General features: G+C 69.4%; 10 protein-coding genes. 4 read left to right on the top strand and 6 right to left on the bottom strand.

What is annotated here, in order from left to right:
* Positions 1-148: 148 nt before the first annotated feature.
* The gene (locus VFH59_RS16895) at positions 149-2,533 is read right to left on the bottom strand and encodes a glycoside hydrolase family 3 N-terminal domain-containing protein (RefSeq protein ID WP_325166082.1); all 2,385 of its coding nucleotides are present in this window, start codon (positions 2,531-2,533) and stop codon (positions 149-151) included.
* Between the two features lie 118 nt (positions 2,534-2,651).
* Here VFH59_RS16895 and VFH59_RS16890 point away from each other — a divergent pair, with 118 nt between their 5' ends.
* Together VFH59_RS16890 and VFH59_RS16885 are read left to right on the top strand one after the other, a co-directional pair.
* The gene (locus VFH59_RS16890; protein ID WP_325166081.1) at positions 2,652-4,505 is read left to right on the top strand and encodes a family 43 glycosylhydrolase; all 1,854 of its coding nucleotides are present in this window, start codon (positions 2,652-2,654) and stop codon (positions 4,503-4,505) included.
* 158 nt (positions 4,506-4,663) lie between these two features.
* The gene (locus tag VFH59_RS16885) at positions 4,664-6,547 is read left to right on the top strand and encodes a peptide-N4-asparagine amidase (protein WP_325166080.1); all 1,884 of its coding nucleotides are present in this window, start codon (positions 4,664-4,666) and stop codon (positions 6,545-6,547) included.
* Between the two features lie 61 nt (positions 6,548-6,608).
* Here the strand turns inward: VFH59_RS16885 and VFH59_RS16880 are convergent, their stop codons facing one another.
* Together VFH59_RS16880 and VFH59_RS16875 are read right to left on the bottom strand one after the other, a co-directional pair.
* Positions 6,609-7,049 (bottom strand): barstar family protein, encoded by a 441-nt coding sequence (locus VFH59_RS16880; RefSeq protein ID WP_325166078.1) that lies wholly within the window; start codon positions 7,047-7,049, stop codon positions 6,609-6,611.
* 98 nt (positions 7,050-7,147) lie between these two features.
* The gene (locus tag VFH59_RS16875; protein WP_325166077.1) at positions 7,148-7,678 is read right to left on the bottom strand and encodes a lipocalin-like domain-containing protein; all 531 of its coding nucleotides are present in this window, start codon (positions 7,676-7,678) and stop codon (positions 7,148-7,150) included.
* Between the two features lie 126 nt (positions 7,679-7,804).
* On the opposite strand from VFH59_RS16875, the gene VFH59_RS16870 reads away from it, so the two are divergent.
* Positions 7,805-8,701, top strand: a complete 897-nt coding sequence (locus tag VFH59_RS16870) for a LysR substrate-binding domain-containing protein (protein ID WP_325166076.1) — start codon at positions 7,805-7,807, stop codon at positions 8,699-8,701.
* Positions 8,702-8,964: 263 nt separating this feature from the next.
* On the top strand, positions 8,965-9,375 hold the full coding sequence (locus VFH59_RS16865) for an ExbD/TolR family protein (RefSeq protein ID WP_325166075.1): 411 nt from the start codon (positions 8,965-8,967) through the stop codon (positions 9,373-9,375).
* Positions 9,376-9,458: 83 nt separating this feature from the next.
* Here VFH59_RS16865 and VFH59_RS16860 read toward each other — a convergent pair whose 3' ends face one another.
* The 3 genes from VFH59_RS16860 to VFH59_RS16850 form a co-directional block, all read right to left on the bottom strand.
* Positions 9,459-11,273 (bottom strand): hybrid sensor histidine kinase/response regulator, encoded by a 1,815-nt coding sequence (locus tag VFH59_RS16860; protein ID WP_325166074.1) that lies wholly within the window; start codon positions 11,271-11,273, stop codon positions 9,459-9,461.
* Complete coding sequence (locus tag VFH59_RS16855) at positions 11,270-12,013, bottom strand: UDP-2,3-diacylglucosamine diphosphatase (RefSeq protein ID WP_325166073.1); 744 nt, start codon at positions 12,011-12,013, stop codon at positions 11,270-11,272. Before VFH59_RS16855 ends, VFH59_RS16860 begins: the two co-directional genes overlap by 4 nt.
* Positions 12,014-12,088: 75 nt before the next feature.
* Positions 12,089-13,183, bottom strand: coding sequence for a GGDEF domain-containing protein (locus VFH59_RS16850; RefSeq protein WP_325166072.1), 1,095 nt, complete (start codon positions 13,181-13,183; stop codon positions 12,089-12,091).
* Positions 13,184-13,209 lie beyond the last annotated feature (26 nt).

Below are 13,209 nucleotides of genomic sequence, written 5' to 3'. Positions count from 1 at the left end.
CAATTGTCTTTATCGGAAAACACCTACGTCACAGGGTGAAGCAACCCGACAGGTGATCCAACATAGAAGCAAAACCAATGAAACGCGAGCGGAGCAGTACACACTCTCCTCCGCTCAACATACCGGTGATAGGCTTGCTGGCCCGCACTCATGGCGTGACGTCGAACGCCGCCTGCGCCGTCGCCTGCGAACTGCCGCCGACCCACACCGTGTAGTGCGTCGGCTCCACCACCTGGCGGCTGTGGACGTCGTAGAAGGACAGCTCCGGAAAGCCCAGTTCGAAGCGCACCTGCCGCGACTCGCCGGGCTTCAGCGTGACGCGCTGGAAGCCCTTGAGGCTGCGTACCGGCTGCTCGACGCTGGCACCGAGGTTGCGCAGGTACAGCTGGGCGACTTCCGTGCCCGCGCGCTTGCCGGTGTTGGTCAGCGTCGCGGTGACCGTGACCAGCGAGCGGGCGTCCGGGCGGTTGGCCTGGGCCAGCGGCAGCGTGCGGCGCGACACGCTCACGCTGGAGTAGGCGAAGCTCGTGTAGCCCAGCCCGTGACCGAACGGGAACAGTGCATCGTTCGGCACATCGATGTAGCGCGAGACGAAGCGCGTATCGCCGCCGGGCGGCCTGGACAGGTCGGCATCGCCGGCCGGGCGGCCGGTCGGGAACTGGTTGTAGTAGAGCGGCTCCTGTCCCACGGCACGCGGGAAGCTCATCGGCAGCTTGCCGCTGGGCGCCACGTCGCCGAACAGCACGTTGGCCAGCGCGTTGCCCGCCTCGGTGCCCGGGAACCACACCGCCATGATTGCCGGCACGTGCCGGGCCGCCCAGTCCAGCACCAGCGGGCGCCCGGAGAAGACCAGCAGCACCACCGGCTTGCCGATCGCCGCGACCTTCTCCAGCAGTTGCTGCTGGTTGCCCGGCAGGTCCAGGTGCGCGCGCGAGCCCGCTTCGCCACTCATCGCCGAGGATTCGCCCAGCGCGAGCACCACCACGTCGGCCTGGCGCGCCGCCTGCAGCGCCTCATCGAAGCCTGCGGTCGAGTCGCCCTCGATATCGGTGCCATGCGCGAACAGCACGCGGCCGCCACGCTCCCGCATGCGTCGCTCCAATGCCTGCTGCAGGGTTACCACGTCGGGCGCCTGGTTGCCGCCGCCCCAGGCGCCCTGCATCTCGTTGGCGGCGTCGGCGAGCGGGCCGATCAGCGCCACCGACTTCACCCCGTCGCCCAGCGGCAGCACCGCCTTGCCGCCGACCGCTGCGTTGCGCAGCAGCACGAACGACTCCTCGGCGGCGCGGCGCACCAGCGCGCGATGGCCGGGCACCGCATGCGTCACCTCGGTCCCTTGCGCGTAGGGATGCTCGAACAGCCCCAGCGCGAACTTGACCCGCAGCACGCGGCGCACCGCCTCGTCCACGGTGGCCGTCGACAGCCGGTGCTCCGCCAGGAGCTTCGGAATCTGGGTGTCGTAGAAGTGGGACATCATGTCCACTTCCACGCCCGCCTCCAGCGCCTTCTTCGTCGCCGTGGCGGCGTCCAGCGCGATGCCGTGGTGGGTCAGTTCCATCACCGCGGTGTAGTCGCTCACCACGAAGCCGTCGAAGCCCCACTCCTTGCGCAGGATCTCGTCCATCAGGTACGGGTTGGCCGTGGCCGGCACGCCGTTGAGCGCATTGAACGAGCTCATCAGGGTGGCCGCGCCCGCCTCGACCGCGGCCCTGTACGGCGGCAGGTAGACCTGGCGCAGGCGGATGTCTGACATGTCGGTGGTGTTGTATTCGCGCCCGGCCTCGGCCGCGCCGTAGGCGGCGAAGTGCTTGACCGAGGCGGCGACGCTGTCCGGCCGGGACAGGTCGGTGCCCTGGTAGCCGCGCACGTAGGCGCGCGCCATCGCCGCGCCGAGGTAGGCATCCTCGCCCGCGCCTTCGGTCGAGCGGCCCCAGCGCGCATCGCGCGAGATGTCCACCATCGGCGAATAGAACCACTTCACGCCGGCGGTGGTGGCTTCCGTGGCGGCCATGTGGGAGAGGTCCTGCACCAGCGCGGTATCCCACGACGCGGCCAGCCCCAGCGGCACCGGATAGATGGTGCGGTAACCATGGATCACGTCCGCGCCGAACAGGATCGGGATGTGCAGGCGGCTGTGCATCGCCGCCTCCTGGAAGGCACGCGTCTTGTCCGCGCCGATCACGTTGAGCATCGAGCCGAGCCGGCCCTGCTTCGCCAGCGCCATGGCGTCGACCCGGGTCTGGGTCTCGGGATTGGCGGCCAGCGCCTGGTCGCCGTTGGCGGTGGTCGGCGCGCTGAAGCCCTGGTCGTTGTACTGCACCAGTTGGCCGATCTTCTCCTCCAGCGTCATCTGCCTGAGCAGCGCGTCGACCCGCCGTTCGATATCGGGCGAAGCCAGTTGCGCGTTCGACGGCGCTGCGGTCTGCGGCATCGCCGTGGCCGCCTGCTCCCGGGCATGGACACCCGCGCAGGCCAACGTGCCAGCCAGCAGGGTCACGGCGCGATGCAAGGGAGAGATCGTTGGTCGTTTCATGGCAGCTCGCACGCGGGCGGCAGTGCCCGCTTGAGACGTGAAACCGTTTACACGAGCGGGTGTGAAAAGATCCAGATCCGGACCGCAGGGGGGACCTGTTCCGACCGAGCCGCATGCCATGCCACACGCCAGTCCAGCCCGTCCCTGCCTTGCCCTCGCCTTGCTGGTGTTCGGTAGCCTCATCGCTCCCGTCGCCGGCGCCGCGGTCAATCCGCGTGCGCACACCTGGGCCAATCCGGTCGACGTCGACTACCGCTACAACTACGAGCAGATGAACCAGGGCATCGCCTACCGCACTGGCGCCGACCCGGCGGTGGTGCGCTACGGCGACGCGTACTACCTGTTCATGACCCTGGCCGACGGCTACTGGCGCTCCACCGACCTGTTGCACTGGGATTTCGTGCGGCCGGACCGTTGGCCGTTCGACGGCCCGGTGGCGCCGGCCACGCTGGTCGCCGACGGCAAGCTGTTCCTGATGCAGTCGGCCATGCAGCCGGTGCCGCTGCTCTATTCCACCGATCCCGCGCATGGCCACTGGGACTTCTGGACCCGGCTGCTGCCGCCCGTTCCCGGCGCCGTCTGGGCCGGTCACGAGAGCGAAATGAAGCCGGGCGACCTGCCACCCGGCCCGTGGGACCCGGGCCTGTTCCGCGACGAGGACGGCAAGACCTACCTGTACTGGGATTCGTCCAACATCTTCCCGATCTACGGCGCGCAGATCGACCTGGCACTCGGCCACGCCGACGAAGGCGCGGGCAAGCGCGTCACCTTCGTCAGCAAACCCCAGGCCCTGTTTCGCCTGCATCCGGACCGGCACGGCTGGGAGCGCTTCGGCCAGGACCACACCGACACGAGCATCGACCCGTACGTCGAGGGCGCCTGGATGAACCGCCATCGCGATACCTACTACCTGCAGTACGGCGCGCCCGGCACCGAGTTCAACGTCTACGCCACCGGCGTCTACACCAGCGACAAGCCGCTCGGGCCCTTCCACTACGCGCCCTACAACCCGGTCGGCTACAAGCCCGGCGGCTTCGTGGTCGGCGCCGGCCACGGCTCGACCTTCGACGACGCCTACGGCAACACCTGGAACACCGGCACCATGTGGGTGGGCGTCAACTGGAAATTCGAGCGCCGCATCGACCTGTTCCCGGCGGGCTATCACGACGACGGCCAGATGTGGATCGACACCCGCTTCGGCGATTTCCCGCAGCGCATGCCCGACCACAAGCTCGAGCCCGGCGAAAGCACCTTCACCGGCTGGATGCTGCTGTCCTGGCGCAAGCACGCCACCGCCTCGTCGTCGTTGCCCGGGCACGGACCGGCGGAGGTCACCGACGAGAACCCGCGCACCTACTGGGTCGCCGCGAAGAACACCCCCGGCCAGACGCTGACCATCGATCTGGGCGGAGCACGCACCGTGCGCGCGGTGCAGGTGAACTTCACCGACTACAAGGCCGGCCGCTACGGCGACGCACCGGACATCGTCACGCAGTTCAGGCTCGAAGGCTCCACCGACGGCACGCACTGGAGCACGCTGGCCGACCTCTCGCACGAGAAACGCGACCGCCCCAACGCCTACCTGGAACTCGATGCGCCCGCGCACATCCGTTACGTGCGCTACGTGCACGGGCACGTCGGCGCGAAGCACCTGGCCATCTCCGACCTGCGCGTGTTCGGCCACGCCGAAGGTGCGCCACCGCCGGCACCGGAGCTGGTTTCCGCGACCCGCGAGGCCGACGCGCGCAACGCCGAGATCGCCTGGAAGCCGGTCCCGGGCGCCGTCGGCTACAACGTGCGCTGGGGGTTGGCCGCCGACCGCCTGCACGAAACCTACCAGCGCTTCGCCGACCAGCCCACGCACCTGCAGTTGCGCTCGCTCGACAAGGGCGTGCGCTACGTGGTGGCGGTCGAGGCGTTCGACGAACACGGGGTGTCGAAATTGTCGCGGGCGGCAACGCTGGAGCCCTGACGCAAGCGCCCCCTTGACCCGTCGAGCCCGCCGCACTTGCTCATCGGGCAGCGCCCTGGCCCCGACTTGTTGACCGACATCAATTCGCATGCGGGGCGGCGGAGTACCACGGGCGCGGGGCCAGGATGGATCGGACCGCAACGCGGTGGAGGCTTCGCATGACCCTTCGACACGACTCCCTGCATCGGGCGCTGTTCGCCACGGCGTGCACGCTGGCACCTGTCTTTGGCGCGGCCGCCCAATCACCGACCGGCCCGGTGGTCGCTCCCCAGGTGGCTTCGACCAATCCGGTCGCCTCGGTCGATCCGCGCGTGCCGGTGGCCGCCGGGCAGCCGTGCGTGGTCGAGTTGCTGCACGATCGGGCGTGGCCCATGGGCGATCCCGACCATGACCCCAACGCACCGATCACCTACATGCCCCCGTCCGCCTGCCCGCCCCCGTGGGCAAAGGTGATCCTCAAGCTGGACGTGCGCAGTGTGCGGCGCTCGATCACGGACACGCTCGGCATGGACCTGGCGCGCGTGCGGCTGTTCCGCAGCATCACACCCCGCTATGACGGCAACTCGCGCTGGCATCTCGAGCGCGACCTGACCGACTACAGCGCGCTCTTCAGAGCCCCGCGTACGGGATCGATCTGGATGACGCAGAACGAGGACTTTCCCGACCCGCCCTACACGCCCCCGTTCTACGCGACCGCACGGCTGTTCTTCTATCCGTCCAGCGCCGCCACGCCCGCGCCGCGCGTGCCGGACGCCGTGATCCCGGTCAACCAGGAAACCCCCGTCAACCTGCCTCACAACATCGTGCGTGCCTATCTGGATGTGGAGGCCGACTACTTCAGCGGCGACGGCGGCCTGCCCCGCAACTTCTGGTACACCTGCGTGATCGACTGGTCGGGTAACGGTGGCCCGCTCGAGCTTCCGCAGCTGACAGACGTACTCGCTCCGGGCGGCTGGACCAGGGACGCCATCAATCCTTACGCCCAGGGTTGCTCCGGGGGCAACTACCGTGAGTTCAAGATCGCGGTGGATGGAACCCTGGCGGGCATTGCTCCGGTGTTCCCGCTGCTCGTGGCCGACATGAACAACTACCACCACAACAGCGCCGACCAGCCTATCCCGACGCTGGAGATGTTGAACTTCAAGCCGTACCGGGTGGACCTGACGCCTTTTGCCGCCCTGCTGAGCGCCGCCGGTCGGCACAACGTCACCGTGGACAACCGGTACCCGTATGGCTACGACCGTTACGGCGGCAGTGCCCTGCTGGTGTACCTCGACCCGCAGCGCACGCAGGTCACCGGTGCCGTGACGCTCAACACGCTGACTACCGGGAGTGGCGCACCCCACTACAGCAATACCCTGCGGCGCATCGGCGACACGATCGTCGGAGACATCCACACGCGGCAGCAGCGCGAATTCGAAATCCGTGGCTTCGTGAACACCTCCCAGGGGCGCATCGACTCGCGGGTGCACCAGACCGGAGCCTTCGCCAGCACGCAGGTGCTTCGGGTACAAGGACCGTACGGCGGCATATTCATTGCCGACAAGGCCTACCGGCAGGACCTGTCATTGAGCAGCACGGTGCAGCAGACCAGCCGTCGCGCGATCGGGACCCGGCTGATCAGCTGGGATCGCACGAGCACCAGCTACCCGCTGCAGATGGCGTACCGGCTCGCGGCGCATGTACAAACCGGGGACGGGTGGAACATCGACTTCACGCGCACCAACGTGAGCATCGCCCAAAGCCGCGTGATCGACGGTGATCACTACAAGCCCGGCTTCGGCCACTACACCACGCACGCAGGCGCCCGCTTCTACTCCGTCCGCAAGGGTGGCGCCGACCAGACCGACCCACGCTGGGAGAGCTCCACGCTGCGCAACTACCGCGACAACTTCGGCAGCTGTTACCACGGCGAAGTGGCCGCCCGGGACGACGCGATCGTGCGCCTGTCCCGGGGCGACACCTGCCCGGGCGGGCGCAACCAGGTGCGCTGGTTCGCGCATCCCGACGGGTCGCCGGACACGCTGGGCTGGTGGCGCTGAAACCCGACGTCCCCGGTCGATGACCGTGGGCCAGGCTCCCACCTGGCCCGCGTTCTCCCGATCACGCGTCGATGGCTGCGTCCAGCGTCTCGTTGTCCGGGAACACCATGAACACGAAGAACGGCACGCCCCGCGCGTGCCAGTAGCGGGCCACGCCGGACAGGTGGTCGCGAAGCGTGGCGTAGACGTCGGGCGCCTGGGCACGCAGTACATCGGCATGGTCGAGCACCAGTACGTAGCCGGGCGCGGACAGCCAACCGAGATCGCGCAGGCCGGCCGCGAGCGCCGGCCAGTCCTCGCGCGGCGCGGGGACCTCGAACGACTGGGCCAGCGTTTCGAGGGCCTGCTGGTGGCTAGTGCAGTCACGAAGATCGAGCCGGCTGAAGCGAAGGCTGGCGCGGGCGGCATCCTCGGCCAGGGTCGTCGGATCATCCGGCACCACGCGATAGACGCCGTCACGTCCGGCGTCGTGAAGGTCGATCTCGAGAATCTTGCTGGTCATCTGACGAGTGCGCGCCGGAGCGGGGACCACCCGCCTCATACGCCCAGCGGCGTGTGGGTCCGATCAATGCCGGGACGGGCCGGCGTGCGGTTGAAGGCTCATCGGCCGCCAGCCCCGCTCCGCCGCCATACCGAGATCGGCACGTTGCCGTCCGGGCGCGGCGGCACCCGGTAGCTCAGCACGTCGCCGTGCAGCTCGAAGCTGCGGCGCTGTTGCTGGCCCTCCCAGTTGGGAAAGGAGGCGCCCTCGATGTGGAACACGAGCTGGTGCCGCGCGGCGTCGAGTTCGACCGTGCCGTAGTGCGTGCTCGAGCCCATGACCGCCGCGCGGTATTCGTCGGCGGTGCCCTTGGCCTTGGCATCGGCGGCGAAGCGCGGGCGCTCGGCGCGGAAGATCTGCAGCGAATAGTGGCCCTGCCGGTCGATCATCAGCAGGCCCTTGGGCGCGGCGCCGTAGTCGCGGGTGCGCGAGCCATCCGGATGCAGCGCGTCGGCCGCCTGCAAGGTCCAGGTGCCGGCCAGCGGGAAAGGCGCGGTGGCGCCACTGGCCAGGGCCGTGGTCGTCGAGCCGAGGCCGGCGACCAGACAGGCCGTGGCGAAAAGACGAACTCCTGCAGGATGCATGCGCATGCGTGGTTTTCCTCCGGGGATTACGTGGGAGCGCCCGCCCTTCGGCGGGGCGCCTCGCATCCTAGGACCGGCAGACGCTTCGAAAAATGGAATAATTCGACGCCCATCCATCGGAAATACTTCAGCATGCAACGACCCAACCTGGACATGGATGCGTTGCGCACCCTGGCCGCGATCCTTCGCCTTGGCAGCCTGGCCCGCGCCGCCGAGCGGGTGGGCCGCTCGCAGTCGGCGGTCAGCCAGCAGATGCGCAAGCTGGAGGCGCAACTGGGCCAGCCGCTGTTCCGCAAGCAGGGGCGCCGGGTCGTGCTGACCGAGGCGGGCGATCGGGTGCACGCGTATGCGCTGCGCATCCTGGCGCTCAATGACGAAGCGGTGCATGCCGTGTACGGCGCCGCGGTCGGCGGCGCGGTGCGCTTCGGCCTGCCCGGGGACTTTGCCGAATCCTGGCTGCCGGCGGCGCTGGGGCAATTCAAGAAGGCCTATCCGGCCGTGCGGGTGGACGTGGAGGTCGAGCGCAACGGCGCGCTGCTGGAACGGCTGGATCGCGGCGAGCTGGATCTGGTGCTGGCGATGGGCCATGCCCGGCGCGCCGACGCCGAACGGCTCGCGACCCTGCCGATGACATGGGTGGGCGCCGCGGACGCGACCGCGCGATTGCGCGCGAGCCCGGTCATCGAACTGGCGCTCTACCGCCCGCCATGCTTCTTCCGCAAGGCCGGCACCGAGGCGCTGGACCAGGCCGGCAAGGCCTGGCACGCGGCCTTCGTCACGTCCAGCCTGCAAAGCCTGTGGGCCGGCGTGGCCGCCGGGCTCGGCATCACCCTGCGTACCAGCGCCGGCATCCCGCCCGGCCTGATCCGCCTGGACGGTCGGCACGGGCTGCCGCCGTTGCCGCGCGTGGATGTCTGCCTGCATGCGGCCGGCGATCCGGAGTCGCCGGCGTTGAGGCAGCTGCGGCGGACCGTGACCGAGCATGCGCTTGCCGCGCTTGCGGAGGGAAACAAGAACATGGCCCGCTGATTCCCTGCAGCGCCGCGCAACCCCTTTAGCCCACGACCGCCCCAGGATGCGTCATCGCGCGCCGCCCGCCGGCCATCCCGATTGCACGCTCAGCAACAGAGACCCCCGGGAGGCTCCAGGGCCGAACGAACCGATCCGTCGATCATGCGCCCGCGCCGGCCCTTGCGGGAAGTCCCCTTCGGCACGGCATAGTCGGACCGCCGGCAGTCCCCAGCTGTGCCGGCACCAGGGCTGAATCCACATCGAAAACGCCAGGAGGAAGTATGGCTTTCCCTGCGAAGATCGAGTCGTCCCCCATCGCCGGCATCAACATCACCCCGCTCGTCGACGTGCTGCTGGTGCTGCTCATCATCTTCATGGTCTCCGCGCAGGTCGTCGCCCATAAGAACCGGGTCGACCTGCCCGTCGCCGGCCATACATCCGGCGACAAGACCGAACCGTTGCGGGTCACGGTGGACCCGGGCGGCATGGTGTTCCTCAATGGCAGGCTGGTGAGCGATGCCGTGCTGGCGGCGCAATTGGACATCGCCGCAGGCACGGGCCGCGACGATGCGGCGAAGATCCCCCATGTCGAGCTCCATGCCAGAGATGCAGCGTCGTACGACGATGTCGCACGCGTGCTGGCGTTGGTGAAGGCACACGGCATCACCGGTATCGATTTCGCATCGGACTGAGGCGCGGCCTGAAGACCCGCGGCGCGTCCACTCCACCACCTGCCCGGCGCTGACCAGCTACACGGGCCAGCGCCGGGACCAGCTCAGTTGACCACGAACCCCGGTATCGAGCCGGAGCCGCGCAACCGCCCGCAGTGGGTGGCGACCGCCGCCAGCAGTTCGTGCGGTTGCGCCGGCTTGAGCAGGAAGCACGCGGCGCCTGCCTCCAGCGCGCGCCGCTCGACATCGGCCTGGTCCTCGCCCGTGAGCATGACGACCGGGACCTCGATTCCCTGCTGGCGCAGGTCCATCAGGAACTCCAGCCCCGTGGCGCCGGGCAGCTGATGGTCGAGGAAGACGATCTCGGGTGCGCGCTCGCGGATCAGGCAGGCTGCCTCCTCGGCGCTCGCCACGGCGTCGACCGCGTGTCCGGCGGCGCCCAGCAACAGCTTGGCCAGATCCCGGTTCGCCCCGCTGTCGTCGATGATCAGGCAGCGGACCGGCAGGTATGTCGTTCGATGCACCTGCAGGGCTTCCTGCAGATCGTCTCCCCGGTGCAGTGCCTGTCCGGCCGGCACCGGCCGGAGTGCAATGTGAAAGCCGATCGCCGCGCCGCCGCCTGCCACGTCGGCCACCGAGAGCCGCCCACCCATCGCGTCCGACAGGCCACGCACGATGAACAGGCCCAGCCCCAGGCCATGGCCTCGTGATGCGTGCGCGGCGCCTTTGACGAAGGGCTCGAAGATGTGCGGCTTGTCCTGCGCGGGGGTGCCCACGCCCGTATCGCTCACCTGGATGCAGACGGGCACGCGCCCCTCCGGATCCACCTCGCCATCGGGCGTCACCCGGATCCGCACGCGGCCACCTGCGGGCGTGAACTTCACCGCATTCGACGCCAGATTGCTGACCAGCTGTTCGAGGCGTCCCGGATCGCCGAGCCAGCCATCGGCCACGCCCGAGCGGGACACCTCCAGCGTCACGCCGCGTTCGGCCGCCATGCCACCGATCATCGCACGGACCGCGATCAGCACGTCGTCCATCGAAAACGGCTTGCTTTCCAGCCGCAGCTGGCGGTTGTCCAGGGCGGCCATGTCCATGACCTGCCGCACCCTCTGCGACAGGCTCTTCGCGTTGGCATGCAGGGCATGGACCAGGGACTGCGCCCGGGTGGGCAGGGTGTCGACCTCGAGCAACGCCGAGGCGTGGGTGATGGCGTTGAGGGGATTGCGCAGCTCATGCGAAATCATGGCCGTCAGGCGCGCTTGCGCATCGCGCGTATCGACCGCGGAAGCCGACACGGCGTAGAGCGCCGCCAGCAGGCGGTGGACGGTGAAAGGCAGTCCCACCAGCAAGACGAGGGCGAATGGCACGAACGCCGGACGGGCGGTCCAGTAGCCCGGCGGAGCGGCGAAGAACAACAGCACCACCGACAGCAGCATCGCCCCATGGAACATGCGGCGGGAAAAACGCGCGCCGGCCACGATGGTCGCCAGCGGCAGCAGCGTGATCAGCGAGATGGAAAGGTTCCATCCGGCCTTGAGCAGAAGGAAGATCGCCGCGTAATCCGCCAGCGCCGCGATCTTGTCCTGACGCTCGCTCGTGGGCCGGTCCTGTGCCCAGACCCAGCCTGCCCAGGCGATGCTCGACAGCAGCAAGCCCGCCGCCCACGGCAACGCGCGACGCGCTTCGATCCACAGCGTGCCGCCCGGCTGCTCGGGCGCGGCACGCAGCCAGAACACCGTCCATGCGAAAACGAGCAGCATCCACACGACCCGCCGTGGCGCCCCGCGGTTCTCCTTGAACGACGCGACGACCGCATCGATGCGCCGATCGCGCAGGCGATGGGCCACCGATTCGAGCGATGGCGGCAAGGCGCGGAGGCGGCGGCGACCGGTGGCGTCACCGGACGGGCCGGTCACCGCAACGTCTCCCGCGCCCAGCTGCCCTCGGCGCCGATCCACAGCGCCTCGCCCTGCCCGTCCCGCCAGTCGGCCAGCACGATGCGTTCGGCCGTCCGGCCCGGCAGCGGCACCTCGTGCACGCCGGGGCGATGCGTATGGCCGTGGATGAGTCGCGCGGCGCCCGTGTCGCGCAGGACCTGCCTTACCGCTTCGTCGGCGACGTCGCCGGGCGCCTCGCCTGCCCCGGCGCGCCGCTGGTGTTCCTGCATGCTCGCGCCGCGCATCTGCCGGGCCAGCTCACGCCGCTCGGCGAGCGGGCGGGCCAGTACCTGCGCCTGCCACTGGGGGGTGCGGCTGAGCGTGCGGAACGCCTGGTACTCCGTCTCGTCCGTGCACAGGGCATCGCCGTGCGAGAGCAGCGTCGGCACGCCGCCCAGCACGGCGAGCGTCGGATCGTCGAGCAGCCGCATGCCGCAGCGGGCGGCAAAGGCCTGCCCGAGAAGGAAGTCGCGGTTGCCGTGCATGAACCAGACGTCCGTCCCCGAGGCCGCAAGCTCGCGCAGCCCCCGGGCAACCGTCCCGAGCCAGGGCGCATCGTCGTCGTCGCCCACCCAGGCCTCGAACACGTCCCCGAGCAGAAAGACCGCCTGCGCCTCACCCGCCCGCGTGGCCAGGAAACGCAGCAGGACATCCGTCAGCCCAGGCCAGGCGGGCGACAGGTGCAGGTCGGAAATCAGGGCGACACGGGTGTAATTCATGGGCGTGACTATAAGCGGTCACCGGCCGGCTCGTGCCCGGCGCCGACGACGGGAAGCCCGCTCCAACGTCGATCGTCAGCCGGCCAGACCCGTGCCCTGCCCCTCGGCGGAGCAGACGCGGTTGCCACCCAGCTCCTTGGCACGGTAGAGCGCCAGGTCGGCGCGTTGCAGCACCGTGTCCAGGGTGTCGCCGGACTGCAGCAGGGTGGTGCCGAGCGAAGCGGTGACCTGTGGCACGGGGGCCACCGGCACGGCGGCGATCGCCGCGCACAGCCGCTCGGCCACGCGCTGCAGGGCCACTGCATCGACGTCGGGCACGATCACCAGGAACTCCTCGCCGCCCCAACGCGCGATGCACTGGTTCGCGCGCAGGAGTCGCTCGCAGCCGGCCGCCACTGCCTTCAGGACACTGTCGCCGACGGGATGGCCGTAGGTGTCGTTGATCGTCTTGAAGCGGTCGAGGTCGAGCATGACGACCCCGCCCGCGGCGCGGTCGGCCAGGACCTCGCGCAGCACCCGCTCGCCGAGCAGGCGGCTCTGCACGCCGGTCAGCGGATCCCGGTGCAGCATGACTTCCATGATGTCGCGCTCGGAGGCGAGCCGCCGGATCTTGCCCCTCAATCCGCGCTGCACCGGCAGCAGGACCACCACCATGATGCTGACCGGCCCGTACGCCATCACCAGGTCCCGGCCCCGGGGCGTCCACAGTTCCTGGCGATGACTCAACAGGTAGAGCAGCACCGGCAGCGCGATCAGCACCCAGCCCAGCGCGGCGGCGAGGAAAGCGCGCCGCCCGGGGATGAAGATCATCAGCATCGCGAGGAACACCACGAACAGCGACGAGACCGGTGGCAGGTTGTCGATCAACCGCACCTCGGGCGACAGGCTCGCCTGCACGGTGTAGAGCCACGCGGGCGCGATCAGCGCCAGCGCCGAGGCGCCCAGCGCGATCCGCGTGACGCCGAGCACCCATGCCGGTCGCCGCAGCAGTGCGAGGATCAGGCCGCCGAACAGCAAGCTGGCCAGCGGCGGGACGATGAGGTCCATGGGCTGGCGGGCCGGGCCGATCCAATGGATGGCCGTCGCGCAGACGCCCGCGAGCAGCGCCAGCGAAAGCATGACCAGCACCGCGATGCGGACGTAACGATCGTTGGGATCTTGCGCGGGCATCCGGGAAACCTGGAGTAGAGATACCG

Source organism: Frateuria sp., from assembly GCF_035695185.1.
Lineage (GTDB): Bacteria > Pseudomonadota > Gammaproteobacteria > Xanthomonadales > Rhodanobacteraceae > Frateuria_A.
Note: the sequence above shows the minus strand (reverse complement) of the source record. Positions and strands in the feature narration are given on the sequence as shown.

Coding starts and splice junctions, on each gene's coding strand:
- VFH59_RS16895 (WP_325166082.1), bottom strand. CDS start 2,533: ATGAAACGACCAACGATCTCTCCCTTGCATCGCGCCGTGACCCTGCTG.
- VFH59_RS16890 (WP_325166081.1), top strand. CDS start 2,652: ATGCCACACGCCAGTCCAGCCCGTCCCTGCCTTGCCCTCGCCTTGCTG.
- VFH59_RS16885 (WP_325166080.1), top strand. CDS start 4,664: ATGACCCTTCGACACGACTCCCTGCATCGGGCGCTGTTCGCCACGGCG.
- VFH59_RS16880 (WP_325166078.1), bottom strand. CDS start 7,049: ATGACCAGCAAGATTCTCGAGATCGACCTTCACGACGCCGGACGTGAC.
- VFH59_RS16875 (WP_325166077.1), bottom strand. CDS start 7,678: ATGCGCATGCATCCTGCAGGAGTTCGTCTTTTCGCCACGGCCTGTCTG.
- VFH59_RS16870 (WP_325166076.1), top strand. CDS start 7,805: ATGCAACGACCCAACCTGGACATGGATGCGTTGCGCACCCTGGCCGCG.
- VFH59_RS16865 (WP_325166075.1), top strand. CDS start 8,965: ATGGCTTTCCCTGCGAAGATCGAGTCGTCCCCCATCGCCGGCATCAAC.
- VFH59_RS16855 (WP_325166073.1), bottom strand. CDS start 12,013: ATGAATTACACCCGTGTCGCCCTGATTTCCGACCTGCACCTGTCGCCC.
- VFH59_RS16850 (WP_325166072.1), bottom strand. CDS start 13,183: ATGCCCGCGCAAGATCCCAACGATCGTTACGTCCGCATCGCGGTGCTG.